Raw genomic sequence first — 17,424 nt, 5'->3', positions numbered from 1 at the left:
AAGAGGGAGCGTGACAGTCGTGCTCAAGATCCTTGAAGCACTGATCGAGTTGCTCGACGGCAGGCTATTCGCTCGCCTGTTGTTGCTGGGGACAGACGTCGCGGCAGAGGATCGCATGAACGACCCGACCTATCAGAGCAACGTGCGGCACCTGATCGAGCGCAGCCGCCAGTTTGAGGAAGCCCGGAAATGACCCGCATTCCGAATTTCGCTGACATCGCGTTCGAACCCACCGCCGCCCCCGCGCCCGCCGGCGCCGCAGAGCCGTGGCTGACGCCGGAGGGCATCCCGGTGAAGCCGGCTTATGGCGAGGCCGATCTCGCCGGCATCGATTTCCTGGAGACATGGCCGGGCACAGCGCCGTATCTGCGCGGCCCCTACCCGACCATGTATGTCAACCAGCCCTGGACGGTCCGGCAATATGCCGGCTTCTCCACGGCCGAGGATTCCAACGCGTTCTACCGGCGCAACCTCGCCGCGGGCCAGAAGGGTCTCTCGGTCGCGTTCGATCTCGCCACCCACCGCGGCTATGATTCCGATCATCCGCGCGTCGGCGGCGACGTCGGCATGGCCGGCGTCGCGATCGACTCGATCTACGACATGCGCACCTTGTTCGCCGGCATCCCGCTCGACCAGATGAGCGTGTCGATGACCATGAACGGCGCGGTGCTGCCGATCCTCGCTTTGTTCGTCGTCGCGGCGGAAGAGCAAGGCGTGCCGCCGGAGAAGCTGTCGGGCACCATTCAGAACGACATTCTGAAGGAGTTCATGGTGCGCAATACCTACATCTATCCGCCTGCGCCCTCGATGCGGATCATCTCGGACATCTTCGCCTTCACCTCGCAGCGGATGCCGAAGTTCAATTCCATCTCGATCTCCGGCTATCACATGCAGGAGGCCGGCGCGACGCAGGACCTCGAGCTCGCCTATACGCTCGCCGACGGCGTCGAGTACTTGCGCGCCGGCATCGCGGCGGGTCTCGACGTCGACCGCTTCGCGCCGAGGCTGTCGTTCTTCTGGGCGATCGGCATGAACTTCTTCATGGAGGTCGCCAAGCTGCGCGCCGCGCGGCTGCTGTGGGCCAAGCTCCTGAAGCCGTTCAATCCGAAAGATCCGCGCTCGCTGTCCCTGCGCACGCACAGCCAGACCTCGGGCTGGTCGCTGACGGCACAGGACGTCTACAACAACGTGGTGCGTACTGCGGTCGAGGCCATGGCGGCGACCCAAGGCCACACGCAGTCGCTGCACACCAATGCGCTCGACGAGGCGCTGGCGCTGCCGACCGACTTCTCCGCGCGCATCGCCCGCAACACGCAATTGTTCCTGCAGCAGGAAAGCGGCACCACCCGCATCATCGATCCCTGGGGCGGCTCGTATTACGTCGAGCGCCTCACCCGCGATCTCGCCGCCAAGGCCTGGGGCCACATCCAGGAGATCGAGGAACTCGGCGGAATGGCCAAGGCGATCGAGGCCGGCGTGCCGAAGCTGCGCATCGAGGAGGCCTCGGCCAAGACGCAGGCGCGCATCGACACCGGCCGCCAGTCGGTGATCGGCGTCAACAAGTACAAGCCGACCGACGAGCCGCCGCTCGACGTGCTGAAGGTCGACAATTCCACCGTGCGCCGGCTGCAGATCGACAAGCTCTCCAGGTTGAAATCCGAGCGCAAGCAGGCCGAGGTCGATGCGGCGCTCGCGGCGCTGACGCGCTCGGCCGGCGACGGCAACGGCAACCTGCTGGCGCTGGCGATCGAGGCCGCGCGCGCGAAGGCGACCGTCGGCGAGATCTCCGATGCGCTGGAGAAGGTGTTCGGCCGCCATCGCGCCGAGATCAAGTCCATCACCGGCGTCTACAAGCGGGAGATCGCCGCCATGTCCGGCAAAGCCGAGAAGCTGCAGACCTTGATCGAGTCGTTCGAGGAAGCGGAAGGCCGAAGGCCGCGCATCCTCGTCGCCAAGATCGGCCAGGACGGTCACGACCGCGGCCAGAAGGTGATCGCGTCAGCCTTCGCCGACATCGGCTTCGACGTCGACATCGGGCCGCTGTTCGCCACCGCCGACGAGGCCGCGCGCCAAGCGGTCGAGAACGACGTGCACATTCTCGGCGTCTCGTCGCTCGCAGCCGCGCATCTCACCGCCGTGCCGGAGCTCAAGGCCGCGCTCAAGAAGCAGGGCCGCGAGGACATCATGATCATTGTCGGCGGCGTGGTGCCGCCGCAGGATTACGATGCGCTGTACAAATCCGGCGCCGAGGCGATCTTCCCGCCGGGCACCGTCATCGCGGATGCCGCCGAGGAGCTGATCCACAAGCTCAATGCGCGGCTGGGCCACAGCGAGGCGGCGGAGTAGCGCGCCAGCCATTTACGCATCATTTGACGGCGCTCGGTCACGAGATCGCGGGCCGGTTGGTTTGAACCCGCGCCATCTCGGGCGATGCGCATCCTCAGCCACCGGATATTCATTGCCATGACCCGTTTCTCGATTTGCATTGCTGCCGTTCTGGGCCTGTTTGGCGTGTCTCCCACCTCCGAGCCGGACATCGTGAGAATGGGCCAGTTGTTCTCGGCCTCGGTCACCCTCGATGCGCAGATCAAGGCCGATCCGCCGCTCGCCGGCTATTGCCTCGCGGACGGCCAAAAGGGGATGGATAAGATTGACGCCGATGCCTTCAATGAGTTCAAGAAAGACCCGAAGCTGTTCCGCGATGGCAACTGGCGGTTCGAGCGCAAATACTCCGTCCGCTCCGTCGTCGCCGATCGCTACATCAGCATCCTTAGGGACGACTACATGGACACGCGCGGCGCGCATCCTAACAGCGACGTCAACACCATCCTCTGGGACAAGTCCGCCGCCAAACCGATCAGCATCCGTCCGTTCTTCACCGAGACCGCCGACAACGGCCCGGCGATGAAAGCCATGCTCGCGGCGGTGATCACCTCGCTGAAGGCCCAGAAGAAGAAGCGCGACGCGACGGAGACCGCGACAGCCGAATGGTTCAAGGGATTGGAGCCGAAGCTCTTGAAGATCGGCGCCGTGACGCTCGCTCCCTCGACAGAGGCCGGCAAGAGCTCCGGTCTCACCTTCCACTACCCGCCCTACGCCGTCGGTCCCTATGCCGAGGGCCAGTACGTCGCCTTCGTGCCCTGGGAGACGCTGAAGCCGTATCTCAGCGCAGAAGGCCAGGCGATCTTTGGCGGCGCTCGGCCGAAAGGTGACGCCGAGGACAACTAGCCGACCGTTTTCAAATCCTGGCATGTTGATTGTATAGGCAACAGCTGTCATCGTCCGCGAAGGCGGACGATCCAGTACGCCGTGACACGTCGGCTCGATCTACTGCTGCCGCGGAGTACTGGATGCTCCGCCTTCGCGGAGCATGACAGCAGTGGAGATGACGAACGCTCTTCGGCTATAAGGGAGGCATGTCCTCCCCCGCACCTTCGGTGAACGTCACCTCATTGACCGACGACATCCGCGCCGGCAGCCGCGCCGCGCTGGCGCGCGCGATCACCCTGGTCGAGAGCCGCCGCGCAGATCACCAGGCGGCCGCGCGCGAGCTGGTGCAGGCGCTGCTGCCGCGGACCGGCAACGCGATCCGCGTCGGCATCACCGGCTCGCCCGGCGTCGGCAAGTCGACCACGATCGACGCGCTCGGCATGTATCTGATCGAGCAGGGCCAGAAGGTCGCCGTGCTCGCGGTCGATCCGTCCTCGGCGCGCACAGGCGGTTCCATCCTCGGCGACAAGACGCGGATGGCGCGGCTGTCGCATCACGAGCACGCCTTCATCCGCCCCTCGCCGTCCTCCGGCACGCTCGGCGGCGTCGCCGCCAAGACCCGCGAGGCGATGCTGTTGTGCGAGGCCGCGGGCTTCGACGTCGTGCTGGTCGAGACCGTCGGCATCGGCCAGTCCGAGACCGCGGTCTGCGACATGACCGACTTCTTCCTCGCCTTGATGCTGCCGGGCGGGGGCGACGAGCTGCAGGGCATCAAGAAGGGCCTGGTCGAGCTCGCCGACATGATCGCGATCAACAAGGCCGACGGCGACAACGTCAAGCGCGCCAACATCACCGCTGCCGACTATCGCGGCGCGCTGCATCTGCTCTCGCCACGCTCCGAGCACTGGCATCCGCCGGTCGTGACCTATTCGGCGATGGCGGGGACGGGCATTGCCGAGCTGTGGCAGAAGGTGCTCGACCATCGCAAGGCGATGATCGCCTCCGGCGAATTCGCGGCGCGCCGCCGCCACCAGCAGGTAAAGTGGATGTGGACGATGCTGGAGCAACGCCTGATGGCGCGGCTGCGTACCGATCCCTCCATTCGCAGCAAGGTGAAGAAGCTCGAAACCGACGTCGCCGAAGGGCGCGTCGCGCCGGCGCTGGCCGCCGAGCAGCTTGCGGAGATGCTGAATTGAGCGGGCGCGTCCGCATTCTGATCACCGGCTTCGGCCCGTTCCCCGGCGCACCAATCAACCCGACCATGCCGCTGGTAAAGCGTCTGGCCGAGCTGCGGCGGCCCGCGCTCGACGATGCCGACGTCAGCAGCCACATCTTCCATGTCACCTACGCGACCGTCGATCGCGAGCTGCCTGCGCTGATCGCCGAGCGCCGCCCGCATGCGCTGCTGATGTTCGGACTCGCCGGACGAACCTCCTATCTCCGCATCGAGACCCGCGCCCGCAACGCTATTACCACCACCTTCCCCGATGCCGACCGTCGCGTCGCCAGCAAGGGTGTCATCGTGCCGGGCGCTCATCCCCTGGTCTTCGGCCCGCACATGGCGCGGCTGCTGCGCGCAGCGCGCGCCACCGGCATCGACGCGAGGCCGTCCCGCGACGCAGGCAGCTATCTCTGCAACTATCTAAGCTGGCGAGCCATCGAGGCGACGCGGGACGCGAACGGCCCGCGGCTCGCCGCCTTCATCCACATCCCTCCACTCCCCCGGGCGGGGACCGTGCTGCCGCACGGCAGTTCGCGCATGACACTGGACGCGCTGGTGGACGCCGGCGAGGCGATGCTGATCGAGCTGATAAGGCTGGCGCGACAGGAAACCAGTCGCACCAGCCGAGATCGATCGAGCTGATGGCGGCCCAAATGGTCAGGCTCGCCATCAGCGGCTGACGTCAAGCGCTCCAGCGGCGTCGGCGGCCAAATCCGCCGCCGATCAGGCGCAGGATCAGCAACAGGACCACCGCGCCGATGAAGGCGTTGATGATCGCGGCGACCAGCCCGACACCCAGGTGAATGCCGAGCCGTGGCAGCAGCCAGTTGCCGACGAACGCGCCGAGCAGGCCGACGATCAGATCGCCGATGAGCCCGAAGCCGCCACCTTCCATGACGCGGCCCGCCAGCCAGCCGGCGACAATGCCCACGAACAGAATCACCAGCAGGCTCTCATTGGATAAATGCATCAGTCACTCCTCCTCGATCCGTCGCCGGAACAAGCTCGGCGCGCCCGATTGGTTCCGGTCAGGAGGGCGTCCAATGCCGGCTCGCTGGCGCAGCCCCGCAAACGAGGGTCACGTCACGGGCGCGGCCATCGATGTGAAGCTTTAACCCTTCCGGCAACAATCTCCCGCGGCAGCGCTCATCCTCAGCATCAGGATTGAGGCTTTCGGCTTAAGTCGTGTCAGCACGTCATCTTTTGCCAGAGACGCTGACCATGGACGTCAATCGCCGCCGCATTCTCGCTGGATCGGCTGCCGGGGCCGCCGGAGCCCTTGCTTTGCCGACTGTTGCCGCAGAGGGCGCTCCCTTGATCTCCACGCTCGGCCGCGACGCCACGCAGTACGGCGTCAAGCCGAACAGCCCCGACGATCAGACCCGCGCCCTGCAGCGGGCGATCGATGAGGCAACGCGGGCGCAGGCGCCGCTGGCGCTGCCGCCCGGCGTTTACCGGAGCTCCATGCTGCGGCTGTCCAAAGGCAGCAAGCTGATCGGCGTCCGCGGCGCCACCAGGCTCGTGTTCACCGGCGGCGCGCCCTCGCTGCTCTCGGCCGAAGGCGCCGACGGTGCTGATGTCACCGCCGTCTCGCTCGATGGCGGCGGCATCGCCCTGCCCCAGCGCCGCGGACTGCTGCACGTGGCCGCCGGCAACGATGTCAGGATCATCGATTGCGAGATCACCCGCTCCGGCGGCAGCGGCATCTGGCTCGAGCAGGTGTCCGGCGACGTCAGCGGCAACGTCATCATCGACATCGCGGTCACTGCCATCGTGTCGTTCGACGCGCTCGGCCTGATCGTGTCGCGCAACACCATCAAGGGCACGCGCGACAACGGCATCGAGATCCTGCGGACCGCGATCGGCGACGACGGCACCATGGTGCTCGACAATCACATCGAGGACATCAAGGCCGGCCCCGGCGGCTCCGGCCAGTACGGCAATGCCATCAACGCCTTCCGCGCCGGCAATGTCATCGTGAGAGGCAATCGCATCAGGAACTGCGACTACTCGGCCGTTCGCGGCAACTCGGCCTCAAACATCCAGATCGTCGGCAACAGCGTCACCGATGTGCGCGAGGTCGCGCTGTATTCGGAGTTTGCGTTCGAAGGCGCCGTCATCAGCGGCAACACGGTCGACGGCGCCGCGTTCGGCGTCTCCGTCTGCAACTTCAACGAAGGCGGTCGCATTGCCGTGGTCCAGGGCAACATCATCCGCAACCTGATCCCCAAGCGGCCGATCGGTACCGCGCCGGACGACGATGCCGGCATCGGCATCTATGTCGAGGCGGATTCCTCCGTGACGGGCAACGTGGTGGAGAACGCCCCGTCCTATGGCATCGTCGCCGGCTGGGGCCGCTACCTCCGCGACGTCGTCATCTCCGGCAACGTGGTACGCAACGCGCTCGCCGGCATCGGCGTGTCCGTGGTTCAGGGTGCGGGCACTGCGCTCGTCAGCAACAACTTGATCTCCGGCACCCCGCGCGGCGCGGTGATCGGGCTCGATCACATCAAGCCGGTGACGTCAGACCTCACGCAGGACGGTGCGCAACGCTTTGCGCAGCTGACCATGGCCGGCAACGCCGTCAGGCGATGACTGACGCGCCCTGCTGCGGCCCCCCGCCTGAGCGAGGTTCGCGCGGTCATTCGGGGGCAATCGTCGATCCGAAGCCGCGAAGCGGCTGCGCGTTGGCGATTGAGCCCGAATGTCGGTGGTCGTGAGACAGCTGGACTAATAAGCGACAGCCAGCGCCGGATAGCGGCGCTCGATGGCGTCGAGGTCGACCACCGGCTCGTCATACTCCACGTCGCCTTCGATGCCGATGCTCAAGGCCTGCTCGAGCGCCGACATGTCGATGTGCAAGGGAGCGTCTGTCAGCTCCGGCGCGACGTCGTGCTCAGCGACCTCGTCGTACTCGAAGGCGTAGTCGGTCTCGACGACATCGTTGGGCTCGATGACGACGTCGGGCTCCATGTCCGGCTCGGCCAGCGCGATCTCGGGCTCGACGATGATTTCGGATCTCGCAAGGATGGTATCGAGCGAGCGCGGCAGCTCGATCGGCCGGTGCTCGAAGCTGCGCTCATCGAGGGCGTAGAGCCTGATCGGCTCGGGAAGTCTCTCCGGCTCCACTGGCGGAGCCGCGACCATTATCGGAGCCGCGACCGCTGTCTTGGCCGACACAACGCTGGCCGGCACGATCTTGATGGGCTCGAGCTTGACAGGGTCGACCATGACCGGGTCGACCTTGATAGGATCGACCTTGGCGAGCTCAACCTTGGCGGCAGCCAGCGATGTCCAGGTCTCAACCGCGGCCTTGGCGTGACGAAGGTCGTCGAGGAAGGATTGCTCGGTGTAATAACGCCGCCAGCGGCCGCTATCGAACAGCTCGGTGAGGTGATCGAGGCGCCGTTCGGCGAGCGCGCGCCAACGCGCAGCCAGTTCGCGGCTGCAAGCCACGTCCAGTCGATGTGTCATAGGGGAGCCCGCAAGAAAGGGGACGGACGCACTCGGCACGAATCAACGCAACGTGACGTGAATATTTTGTGGAAAAGGTTAACAAAGTCTAGCTATCGCCATCTTCGCCGACGGCAAAACCGTAGTCCACCGGAAGATTTATCCGTGCTTCTACGAGCCCTGCCGGCGCGGCGACAACGCCCGCGCGACCACTCATCTCATCGGGCAACCAGAAGATGTGACGCCGGTTGACGGCTAGCGGGGCTTCGCTTCATCGCTTCGCCCGAAATGAAAGAGCCGTCCGGGGGGACAACCGGACGGCTCGAGCCATATGGGCGCTTGGGGTGGATGGGCGCTCGCGCCTGATATAGCTATGGGGAGGGGATCACCGCTCCCACATACCTTCTGTCGTAACCGCCAGGGCACACGTTCAACGTGACGGACGGATTTTTGGAACGTTCACGAAAACGTTGACAGGCTGGTGCTGCGCCGGCGCGACCGACACGAAGGATCAGCTGCTGCCGGAGTCGAACCGCGGGACCTACATCGCCGTCGCCGCGCCTGCCGGCCGGCGGCGATCGCGCGCTCCATCACCGCACGACGCCTCGAGTGACGTCCTGGACGACGCGGATTACTGAGCGGCCACCGCGATGCTGACGATCTTCTCGCGCGACAGGCGGCCGATCAGGCCATCGGCGTCGGCCTTCGACAGCGGCTGACTGCCAAGCTGCAGCTTGAAGACCCCGCCCTTGGCGCCGTCGACGATCAAGGCCTGATAGCTGTCCAGCAGCGCGGTGATATCCGCCATCCGCGCGTCCGGCACGAACCGCACCAGCGCGTAGACGGGCGCAACCGCGGCCGGCTGCGGCCCGAGGCCGCGGATCAGCGGCGCCGCCGGAGCCGGCGCCTCGGCCACGCGCGACCGCCTCATGCTGTCCGTTGCGCGCGGCTCGGCCGGCGCAGGCGCCACGGCGGCGACCGGTGGCGCGGGGCTTGGGGGTGGCGGGGCCAACCTCGGGCCGGCGGCTTTCGGGTCCGCCGCCGGAGCGGGCGGCGCGGCCTTGTATTCGGCGACCCTGTCTTGAGCAGCCTTGTCTTGCACGGCCTTGTCTTGGGCGGCCTTGTCTTGGGCGGCCTTGTCCTCGGCCATCGACGCGGTCTGGTACGTCGCCTGCGAGCGCAGCAGTACGCTGCCGATCACACCCGCCTGCGCCACCACCAGCAGCGCGCCGAGGCTCACGGTCCAGGCCAGCGTGCGTGGCGACAGGCTCTCGAAGAACGCCATGATGCGCGCGCCGGCACCGGGCAGCGCCTTCGGCGCCTGCTCCGGCTCGGCCTCGATCGCGGCGAACAGCTTCTGCATCGCGCGCATCGACGGCGCGCCGAGACTCTCGTTCAGCGCGATGGTCTCGGCATATTCCTTCTGGATCTCGGCATATTGCCGGGCGAGATCGGCATCCTGGCCCAGCGCCTCCTCGACACGGCGCATGTCGCGCGCGCTCAGCGTGCCGGCAGCGTACCACGGCAGCAGCAGTTCGATGTCACCGGGCTCTTGCTCCAGCATTTTCCTGCTCAAAGCCATCATGGCCAGCCTCTTTCAATGCCGGCCGCCTTCAGGAGTTCGGCCAATTTCTTGCGCGCATAGAACAGGCGCGTCTTGACGGTGTTTTCCGGAATTCCGACGATCTCGGCCACCTCCTCCACGGACTTCTCATGGTAGTAGACGAGATCGACGATCTCCCGGTGATCAGGCGAAAGCGCAGTCAGGCACTTGCGCAAGGCTTCTCCGGTATTCTTCTTCTGCGCCGCCACTTCCGGATCGTCGGACGTGTCCTCGATCGCGTTCGCGGCGTCGTCCTCCAGTTCAACGTCCTTGCGGCGCCGAAGTGCCGAAAGGGCCTTGAACCGCGTAATGGCCAGGAGCCAGGTTGAGACGGCAGAGCGGCCCTCAAACTTGCCGGCCTGACGCCACACGTCGAGAAAGACCTCGCTGATGAGATCTTCCGCGACCTGTTCGTCCCGTACGAGCCGCAGCCCGAAACGGTACACCCTGACATGGTGCCGTCCATACAGCACCTGCATGGCGAGCCGGTCGCCTTGAGCGATCCGGGCAATCAGGGTTTCATCTGACGCCGCTGCTGTCACGCTCAATGGCCGTCTCGCGAGATTGGTCTGGAGGAATGAGATTGCGGTTCGAATTCAACCGCAAAATTCCTCAAAATACCGGAAAGATACGTCCCCGGATGTGAGCTGGCGCACAGACGTACGAATTTCGACGCCCGCACCGAGGCGATCGCGCCCGGCGGGTTCCCGCCTACCATGTTACGTCCCCGCCCCACGCATTGCCCGATCGAGCCGTCAAAGAAGCCGTGGAATGCCTTGTCACGACGCGCGGCCTCGCGCGCATTCCAGTTCCCTAGATACCAAAGTTAAAGGCTTTCCCGCGTAGATTTTCGGTTGAACTCCGAAGAAATGCGAGCAAATGGACACTACGGCGCCGCCCTATCGAAATGCCGATGTTGCCGAGGTGGACGGCTCGCGCGCGCTGCCGCCGCCCGATCTGCATGTCCGCCGCGCCGGACGGCGCCGGCAGATGCTGGCGATGATCGCCGGCTGCTACCTGATCGACGCGGTGATCCTGTTCATCTATGCCCAGGCCGGTACCGTACCGCCCACGATCGCGCCCTCTTATGCCGCGATTGGCGTGCTGACCGTCGCTCTGTGGACGATGCTGTCGGAGAGCGGGTTCAACGACCGCTTCCGCGACCACTATCTGGTCGTGCCGCAGTCGATCGCCAGCATGATGATGACGGTCGGTTTCTGCTACATTGCGCCGGAAGTCAGCATCGTCTTCCTGTGCACGCTGTATCTGGTCGTCGCCTTCGGCTCGCTCCGCGCCACGCCACGCCAGAGCGCGATCTGCTGGACCTTCCTGGCGCTCGGCCTCGCCGGCCTATTCCTCCTGACGGACAAGCCACTGGGCATGCCAACCGGCAACGCCCTGGAGCGGCTCGCGACCCTCCTGGTGTTCCTGCTCACCATCGCCGGCTGCATGTTCCTCGGCATCTTCTCCTCGGGCCTGCGCGAGACGCTGTATCTACGCGGTCAGAAGCTGAAGGAGGCCTATCGCCGCATCGAGGAGCTCGCCGAGCTCGACGAGCTGACCGGCGCGCTGAACCGCCGTTCGATCATGCAGGTGCTCGATGAGGAAATGGCGCGCTGCCGCCAGGCCGGCCGGCCCTGCTCGATCGTGCTGATCGACCTCGACTGGTTCAAGCGCATCAACGACACCCATGGCCATCCAACCGGCGACGACGTGCTGCGCACCTTCGCGATCACGATGTACGCCAACATTCGCGGCAGTGACCGTTTTGGACGCTATGGCGGAGAGGAATTCCTGCTGGTGCTCCCGGGCGCGCCGGCGGAGCCCGCCGCACGGCTCGCCGAACGGCTGCGCCGGATTATTGCCGAGCTCGACTGGAGCGCGTTCTCCGCCGGCCTGCAGGTCACGTTCTCGGCGGGCGTCGCGACGCGGCGCGGCGACGAGACCGCCGAGTCCCTGCTCGCCCGCGCGGATCATGCGCTCTACGACTCCAAGGCCAATGGGCGCAATCGCGTCACCGGCACCTGAGCATCCCAGCATGCCCGCGAAGTCCGCGCCGAACGAGAGCCTGCTGGACGAGCTGGAGGACACGCTCGCGCACGGCACCGTGGCGCGACGGGTCGAGACGCTGCGCAAGGTGACGGACCTGTTCGTCGACGGCGCGACGGATTTTGCCGACGATCAGGTGGCGCTGTTCGATGACGTCTTCGCATGCCTGATCGATCACATCGAGATCTCCGCGCGGGCTCTGCTGGCGAACCGCCTGGCGACAATCGATGCGGCGCCGCCGCGTACGCTGCACCGGCTGGCCGATGACGACGCCATCGAGGTCGCCGGTCCCGTGTTGTCGAAGTCCGAGCGGCTCGATGACGCCGCACTGATCCGGACCGCCGAGACCAAGAGCCAGGCGCATCTGCTCGCGATCTCGATCCGCCGCGTGCTGAGCCGTGCGGTCACCGACATTCTGCTCCGGCGCGGCAACGACGCGGTGGTGCAAAGCACCGTCAGCAATCCCGGCGCCGAACTGTCGGAGCGCAACTTCGAGAGCTTGGTCGATCGCGCCGCGCTCGACGAGAACCTCGCCGCGTGCCTCGCGATGCGGCCCAACCTGCCGCGCCACTTTTATCTGAAGCTCGTCGCCAAGGCGTCCGTCACCGTGCGCGCGCGGCTTGAGGCGGACAATCCGAAGCTGGCGCCGGAGGTCTCCTCGGCGGTGCGGACGGCGAGCCGGTGCGCGCGGTCGAGCGCCGTGGCGCTGACCAGCCAGACCGAGATCGCGCACGCGCTGGTGCGCTCGTTGCATGCCGACGGCCGGCTCGACCCGCAGCTCGTGGCGCAGTTCATGGAGCAGAAGAAGTTCGACGAGGCCAACGCCGCCGTCGCGGCCATGGCCAACGTGCCGATCGCCGTCGCCGAGAGCATCATGATCGAGAGCCGCGCCGAGGGCGTGATGATCCTCGCCAAGGTCGCCGGCCTGTCATGGCCGGTGGTCAAGTCGATGATCACGATGCGTGATGAGCTGACGGGCGCGACGCCGACCGACCTCGTCTCGGCCAAGGTCACCTATGAGCGGCTCCGCCGCTCAACGGCGCAGCAGGTGCTGCGCTTCCACCGCGTGCAGGACGCCGCCGCGCCGGCCGAGGTGTGAGCGCCCCTTCGCGGCCTCAATAGCGCAGAACACGCGCGCCGATGGCGGCGCCGAGGCCGGCCACGATCAGCGCCGCGGCGGTGTACCAGGTGGCGACGAACAGCGGCGAATCGTCATTGCAATGCGCCGCGTAGAGCGTCGCCGCGATGCCGGCCGACACCAGTCCGGCGACGGCGCCTGCGACCGCCGGGCGCGACGGCGCGCCGTGCCGCAGCCCGAACAGGGCGGCGGCCAAAACCGGCAGCGACAGCACCGGGATCGCGCTCATGCACAGCATCGAATTGTGCCCGACCATGCGCGCCATCATCGGCGCCCGCTGCGGCAGCATCATCTCCGCGGCGATGCCGCCGACAAGGACGAGGACCGGCGCGATCAGGAGCCAGCTCCAGCCGTGCAGCGACGCCTCGGGACGCGACAGATGCAGGCTGATGATCAGCGCCGGGATCGCCAGCGCCGCGGTGACCACGAACTTCAGGTCGAAGAACGGATTGCGCACGGCGAGCCAGATGTCGGGGCGGATGCCGAGGCCGACCAGCAGCATCGCCGTCGAGACCGGCGTGGCCGCCATCAAGGCCAGCGCCAGGACGATGCCGACAGGCTGGGCGCGTTGCGCATTGTCAGCAGCAAGCGAGCGGATGAGCTGATCGGTGTCCATGGTCACGTATCCCGTAGCTTGGCCGTGAGGCTCGCGAGCGCCCGGTGCAGCGCGACCCGCACCGCGCCCTCGCTCATCGAAAACTTCTGCGCCGTCTGCTTGATCGAGGAGGCCTCGACCGCGATCGCCTGCAGCACATCGCGCTGGCGCTGCGGCAGCGTCTTCAGCTGAGTCTCGACCTCGCCGGCGGAGACGCTCGGCGCCGGCGGCTCGTCGGCCAGCGTCTCGGCGAAATCGTCGATGTCGACGAACACCCGCCGGCCGCGTCGGCGCAGCATGTCGATCAGCTTGTTGCGGGCGATCGCAAACAGCCAGGGCGCGAACGGCGCGTTGACGTCCCAGGTGTGCCGCTTGAGATGAATCGCCAACAGAATTTCCTGCACGATGTCCTCGGCCTGATCCGGCGGCTGTCCGGCGCGCGTGAGCCCTCGCCGCGATGCTGCGCGCAGCACCGGCGTGATCGCCTTCAGCAGACGATGGTAGGCCTGGTCATCTCCGGCGACGGCCTGGCGCATCCAGCCCGTCCACTCGTCGTCACGCTCGCGCACCTACGCTCCACCCCCACAGGTTCGACCGGATCGTCTGATTGTTACCCCGCCACAGACCTAATCACAAACTCGTGATATCCAGCTTGGCCTCCGAACCAGCCGAGTTGCGCCACACCGCCATCACGCACGCGCGCAAAGCTCAAAACCGCTCTTAGCACCGAATCGATCACAGGAGGATCTGGGTTCTGAGGTGAGAAGCCAAGGCCGCCGGCGTCCGGCGTCGCCTCGCTTTTGCCGTGAGCAGCAGGAAGATACCCATTTTCTGCCCCGATCTCGACATCTGTCGGGGTCTCACTCTGTCATGGGGCTGGCAGGGTGGGGAGAAGACCTGAGATGACGATCCAAGCCAGTGGACGTACAGCATTCATGATAGCGGCCGCGCTCGTCCTCTGCCTCGCAGGCACTGGATCCGTGCGCGCGGCTGACTCGCAGAGCTACAGCCCGTTCCTGCCGGTCGGTTCGGACGGCACGGCCGCCGCAAAACAAGACGTGTTTCCGGCTCCGATGACGGCCGAGGCGCAGGCGGCGCCCGCTGCTCAAGCCGCCGAGAGCGAGCCCGCCGCGGCCGAGCCGACCACCGTCAATATGGTGATGGTCAGCACGGACGACAGCTCGGGCTGGGACAAGGCCTCGATCATCGGCAAGATCTTCATCGCCTGCGGCACCCTGCTCACCCTGGGCTCCGCCGCGCGGATGTTCATGATCTGACGATCGGCGCCGCCACCCCTACTTGATGCGCAGCCATCCAGCGGGCAGATTGCCCGCTGTTTGATTTTGCAGGGTGGAAACATGAGCGTTTACGAGCACATCATCGTCGAGGGCAAAGGCGCGGTCGGCGTCATCACCTTGAATCGGCCGAAGATGCTCAACGCATTGTCGTTCGGCGTCTTCCGCGAGATCGCCGCGGCCGTCGACGATCTCGAGGCCGACGACGCCATCGGCTGCATCGTCATCACCGGCAGCGAGAAGGCGTTTGCCGCCGGCGCCGACATCAAGGAGATGCAGCCGAAGACTTTCATCGACATGTTCTCGAGCGACTTCACTGCGATCGGCGGCGACCGCGTCGCGCGCTGTCGCAAGCCGACCATCGCCGCCGTCTCGGGCTATGCGCTCGGCGGCGGCTGCGAGCTCGCGATGATGTGCGACTTCATCATCTGCTCCGACACCGCCAAGTTCGGCCAGCCCGAGATCACGCTCGGCACTATCCCCGGCATCGGCGGCACGCAACGCCTGACGCGCGCGATCGGCAAGGCCAAGGCGATGGACCTCTGCCTCACCGGCCGCATGATGGACGCGGCCGAAGCCGAGCGCGCCGGCCTGGTCAGCCGCATCGTGCCCGCCGACAAGTTGATGGAAGAGACGATGGCCGCGGCCGAGAAGATCGCCGCGATGTCGCGGCCCGCCGCCGCCATGGCCAAGGAGGCCGTCAACCGCGCCTTCGAGACGCAGCTGTCCGAGGGCATGAACGTCGAGCGCAACCTCTTCCACGCCACCTTCGCGCTGGAGGACCGCGCAGAGGGGATGGCCGCCTTCATCGAGAAGCGCAAGCCGGTGAATAAGAACCGCTGACCGGGACCTGGCGGGGTTCGCCCTGAAGTCGTTCGAACCCCGCCACACGAAGGGTGCGCTCCTCTCCCCGTTCCACGGGAGGGGCAACCACCATCACCGACCCTGCAAAGAGCCCCCTCACCCGGATTTGCATCTGACGAGGCCATCCGACCTCTCCCCAAGCGGGCGAGGTGCAGCGAGCGTGTCGCAATAGCTCACAACTGTCGAAGTGATTCGTCGCGCACGGTCACGCCGTCTCGTCGCGTCACTCACCCGCCTACCGCGGGACCAGGCGACCCCACTCTCGGCGTCGTCGTCTGTGGCGGGACCGCCACAACAAACCATGGAAAAGCCTGCCGAATTCCGCACCAACGGTTTGTGTGTGGCAGTTCCCCGCCGTAAACAGGTAAACAATTGGTTAAGATAGTGGGACGCGGCGGAGTCGGATGGTGGGTCGAGCCAAAGAATTTGGCATCGGCAGGGTGCGCGCATGGCGGATCGGCTCCGGCCTGATCCTCGCCGCCAGCCTTGTTGTCAGCCTTGCCGTCTGCGCGCCCGCGCGCGCCGAGGATCTCGCGGCCGCGCTCGCCAAGGCCTATCAGACCAACCCGGCGCTCAACGCCGAACGCGCGCGGCAGCGCGCCACGGACGAGAACGTGCCGCAGGCGCTGGCCGGATATCGCCCGCAGCTGGTCGCGAGCCTGAGCAGCGGCCTGCAGGCCGTGCGCAATCTCCTGCCGGGCAACACCATCCAGACCGCGACCTTGAAGCCTTGGACCATCGGCCTGACGGTGACGCAGACCTTGTTCAACGGCTTCCGCACCGCCAACAGCGTGCGCATGGCCGAGCTGCAGGTGCAGTCCGGCCGCGAGGCGCTGCGCAATGTCGGCCAAGGCATCCTGCTCGACGCCGTCACCGCCTACACCAACGTGCTCGCCAACCAGTCGCTGGTCGAGGCGCAGAAGTCGAACGTCGCCTTCCTGCGCGAGACGCTGGCGGTGACGCAGCGCCGCCTCAATGCCGGCGACGTCACGCCGACAGACGCCTCGCAAGCGGAAGCCCGGCTGTCGCGCGGCCTCTCCGATCTGAACGCGGCCGAGGTGAACCTCGCCATCAGCCAGGCCACCTATGCGCAGGTGATCGGCATGACGCCGGGCCAGCTGCGCGCCGCCGATCCGATCGACCGGTTGCTGCCGCGCTCGCGGGAGGATGCCGTCGCGCTCGCCAACAAAGAGAATCCGGCGGTTGCCGCCGCGAGCTTCGACGTCGACGCCGCCTCGACCTCGATCCACATCGCCGAGGGCGCGCTGCTGCCGAGCGTGACCTTGCAAGGCAGCGTCAGCCGCAGCCGCGATTCGGACCAGACGCTCGGCACCTTCGGCACCGACCAGGCCTCGATCGTCGGCGCCGTGACCGCGCCGATCTATGACGGCGGTACCGCGGCCTCGCAGACCCGGCAGGCCAAGGAGCTCGCCGCGCAAAGCCGGCTGGTGCTCGATCAGGTTCGCAACCAGACGCGCACCGCCGTGGTCAGCGCCTGGGTCGCCAATGAGGGTGCCAAGGTCGCCGTCAGCGCCTCCGAGGCCGAGGTGAAGGCCGCCACCGTCGCGCTGCAGGGCGTCTCGCGCGAGGCGCAGGGCGGCCAGCGCACCACCGTCGACGTACTCAACTCGCAGGCCGATTTGATCCAGGCCAAGGCCCGCCTGATCGGCGCTCAGCGCGACCGCGTCATCGCCTCCTACACGCTGCTCAGCGCGGTGGGCCGCCTCGACGTCAAGAACCTCAATTTGAACACGCCGGACTATCTGCCCGAGGTCCACTATCACCAGGTCCGCGACGCCTGGCACGGCCTGCGCACGCCGTCGGGGCAGTAGGGCGGCTTACGGGGCCGCGAGTCATCGGACCGACATGAGATGGGGCCGAGTCCCCTCGCTCTCCGCTGTCGTCCCGGGCAAGCCTCCACGGCGCGTAAGCGCCGTTGAGGCGCCGACCCGGGACCCATAACCACAGGGCGATGTGTTGACACGAGATCGGAGC

The 17,424-nt window shown here is 66.6% G+C and carries 17 protein-coding genes; 11 read left to right on the top strand and 6 right to left on the bottom strand.

What is annotated here, in order from left to right:
• The first annotated feature begins 10 nt into the window (after window positions 1-10).
• The 5 genes from BRADO_RS12570 to BRADO_RS12550 all read left to right on the top strand — a co-directional run bounded on the left by BRADO_RS12570 (window position 11) and on the right by BRADO_RS12550 (window position 5,074).
• Window positions 11-193 carry a hypothetical protein gene (locus BRADO_RS12570; protein ID WP_085972870.1) on the top strand — a complete coding sequence of 61 codons (183 nt, stop codon included), beginning with the start codon at window positions 11-13 and terminating at the stop codon, window positions 191-193.
• Complete coding sequence (scpA, locus tag BRADO_RS12565) at window positions 190-2,346, top strand: methylmalonyl-CoA mutase (protein WP_011925703.1); 2,157 nt, start codon at window positions 190-192, stop codon at window positions 2,344-2,346. The genes BRADO_RS12570 and scpA overlap by 4 nt, the downstream gene beginning before the upstream one ends.
• A gap of 117 nt (window positions 2,347-2,463) precedes the next feature.
• Complete coding sequence (locus tag BRADO_RS12560; RefSeq protein ID WP_011925702.1) at window positions 2,464-3,228, top strand: RsiV family protein; 765 nt, start codon at window positions 2,464-2,466, stop codon at window positions 3,226-3,228.
• Window positions 3,229-3,416: 188 nt separating this feature from the next.
• Window positions 3,417-4,406: a methylmalonyl Co-A mutase-associated GTPase MeaB gene (gene meaB, locus BRADO_RS12555; protein ID WP_011925701.1), complete on the top strand. Its 990-nt coding sequence runs from the start codon at window positions 3,417-3,419 to the stop codon at window positions 4,404-4,406.
• A complete protein-coding gene (locus BRADO_RS12550; protein ID WP_011925700.1) occupies window positions 4,403-5,074 on the top strand; it encodes a pyroglutamyl-peptidase I in 672 nt (223 codons plus the stop codon). Before meaB ends, BRADO_RS12550 begins: the two co-directional genes overlap by 4 nt.
• 40 nt (window positions 5,075-5,114) lie before the next feature.
• Here the strand turns inward: BRADO_RS12550 and BRADO_RS12545 are convergent, their stop codons facing one another.
• Window positions 5,115-5,402 carry a GlsB/YeaQ/YmgE family stress response membrane protein gene (locus tag BRADO_RS12545; RefSeq protein ID WP_011925699.1) on the bottom strand — a complete coding sequence of 96 codons (288 nt, stop codon included), beginning with the start codon at window positions 5,400-5,402 and terminating at the stop codon, window positions 5,115-5,117.
• A gap of 251 nt (window positions 5,403-5,653) precedes the next feature.
• Here BRADO_RS12545 and BRADO_RS12540 point away from each other — a divergent pair, with 251 nt between their 5' ends.
• Complete coding sequence (locus BRADO_RS12540) at window positions 5,654-7,027, top strand: TIGR03808 family TAT-translocated repetitive protein (RefSeq protein WP_011925698.1); 1,374 nt, start codon at window positions 5,654-5,656, stop codon at window positions 7,025-7,027.
• Between the two features lie 135 nt (window positions 7,028-7,162).
• Here the strand turns inward: BRADO_RS12540 and BRADO_RS12535 are convergent, their stop codons facing one another.
• The 3 genes from BRADO_RS12535 to BRADO_RS12525 all read right to left on the bottom strand — a co-directional run bounded on the left by BRADO_RS12535 (window position 7,163) and on the right by BRADO_RS12525 (window position 10,036).
• Window positions 7,163-7,906, bottom strand: coding sequence for a TIGR03809 family protein (locus BRADO_RS12535; RefSeq protein ID WP_041756435.1), 744 nt, complete (start codon window positions 7,904-7,906; stop codon window positions 7,163-7,165).
• Window positions 7,907-8,516: 610 nt separating this feature from the next.
• Window positions 8,517-9,470 (bottom strand): hypothetical protein, encoded by a 954-nt coding sequence (locus tag BRADO_RS12530; RefSeq protein ID WP_011925695.1) that lies wholly within the window; start codon window positions 9,468-9,470, stop codon window positions 8,517-8,519.
• The gene (locus BRADO_RS12525) at window positions 9,467-10,036 is read right to left on the bottom strand and encodes a sigma-70 family RNA polymerase sigma factor (RefSeq protein WP_011925694.1); all 570 of its coding nucleotides are present in this window, start codon (window positions 10,034-10,036) and stop codon (window positions 9,467-9,469) included. The genes BRADO_RS12530 and BRADO_RS12525 overlap by 4 nt, the downstream gene beginning before the upstream one ends.
• A 331-nt stretch (window positions 10,037-10,367) precedes the next feature.
• On the opposite strand from BRADO_RS12525, the gene BRADO_RS12520 reads away from it, so the two are divergent.
• Both BRADO_RS12520 and BRADO_RS12515 read left to right on the top strand, forming a co-directional pair.
• The gene (locus BRADO_RS12520; protein WP_011925693.1) at window positions 10,368-11,516 is read left to right on the top strand and encodes a GGDEF domain-containing protein; all 1,149 of its coding nucleotides are present in this window, start codon (window positions 10,368-10,370) and stop codon (window positions 11,514-11,516) included.
• Between the two features lie 10 nt (window positions 11,517-11,526).
• On the top strand, window positions 11,527-12,636 hold the full coding sequence (locus tag BRADO_RS12515) for a DUF2336 domain-containing protein (protein WP_011925692.1): 1,110 nt from the start codon (window positions 11,527-11,529) through the stop codon (window positions 12,634-12,636).
• A 16-nt stretch (window positions 12,637-12,652) separates the two neighbouring features.
• Here the strand turns inward: BRADO_RS12515 and BRADO_RS12510 are convergent, their stop codons facing one another.
• Together BRADO_RS12510 and BRADO_RS12505 are read right to left on the bottom strand one after the other, a co-directional pair.
• Window positions 12,653-13,291: an NrsF family protein gene (locus BRADO_RS12510; RefSeq protein WP_041756434.1), complete on the bottom strand. Its 639-nt coding sequence runs from the start codon at window positions 13,289-13,291 to the stop codon at window positions 12,653-12,655.
• 2 nt (window positions 13,292-13,293) lie between these two features.
• Complete coding sequence (locus tag BRADO_RS12505) at window positions 13,294-13,839, bottom strand: sigma-70 family RNA polymerase sigma factor (protein WP_083794867.1); 546 nt, start codon at window positions 13,837-13,839, stop codon at window positions 13,294-13,296.
• 411 nt (window positions 13,840-14,250) lie between these two features.
• On the opposite strand from BRADO_RS12505, the gene BRADO_RS12500 reads away from it, so the two are divergent.
• The 3 genes from BRADO_RS12500 (at window position 14,251) to BRADO_RS12490 (ending at window position 17,261) form a co-directional block, all read left to right on the top strand.
• Window positions 14,251-14,547: a hypothetical protein gene (locus BRADO_RS12500; protein ID WP_244423026.1), complete on the top strand. Its 297-nt coding sequence runs from the start codon at window positions 14,251-14,253 to the stop codon at window positions 14,545-14,547.
• 81 nt (window positions 14,548-14,628) lie between these two features.
• On the top strand, window positions 14,629-15,408 hold the full coding sequence (locus BRADO_RS12495; RefSeq protein ID WP_041756433.1) for an enoyl-CoA hydratase: 780 nt from the start codon (window positions 14,629-14,631) through the stop codon (window positions 15,406-15,408).
• 425 nt (window positions 15,409-15,833) lie between these two features.
• A complete protein-coding gene (locus BRADO_RS12490; protein ID WP_011925687.1) occupies window positions 15,834-17,261 on the top strand; it encodes a TolC family outer membrane protein in 1,428 nt (475 codons plus the stop codon).
• Window positions 17,262-17,424: the final 163 nt, after the last annotated feature.

This window comes from Bradyrhizobium sp. ORS 278 (assembly GCF_000026145.1).
Lineage (GTDB): Bacteria > Pseudomonadota > Alphaproteobacteria > Rhizobiales > Xanthobacteraceae > Bradyrhizobium.
The sequence above is the reverse complement of the archived record's forward strand: the minus strand, read 5'-3'. Positions and strand labels throughout refer to the sequence as shown.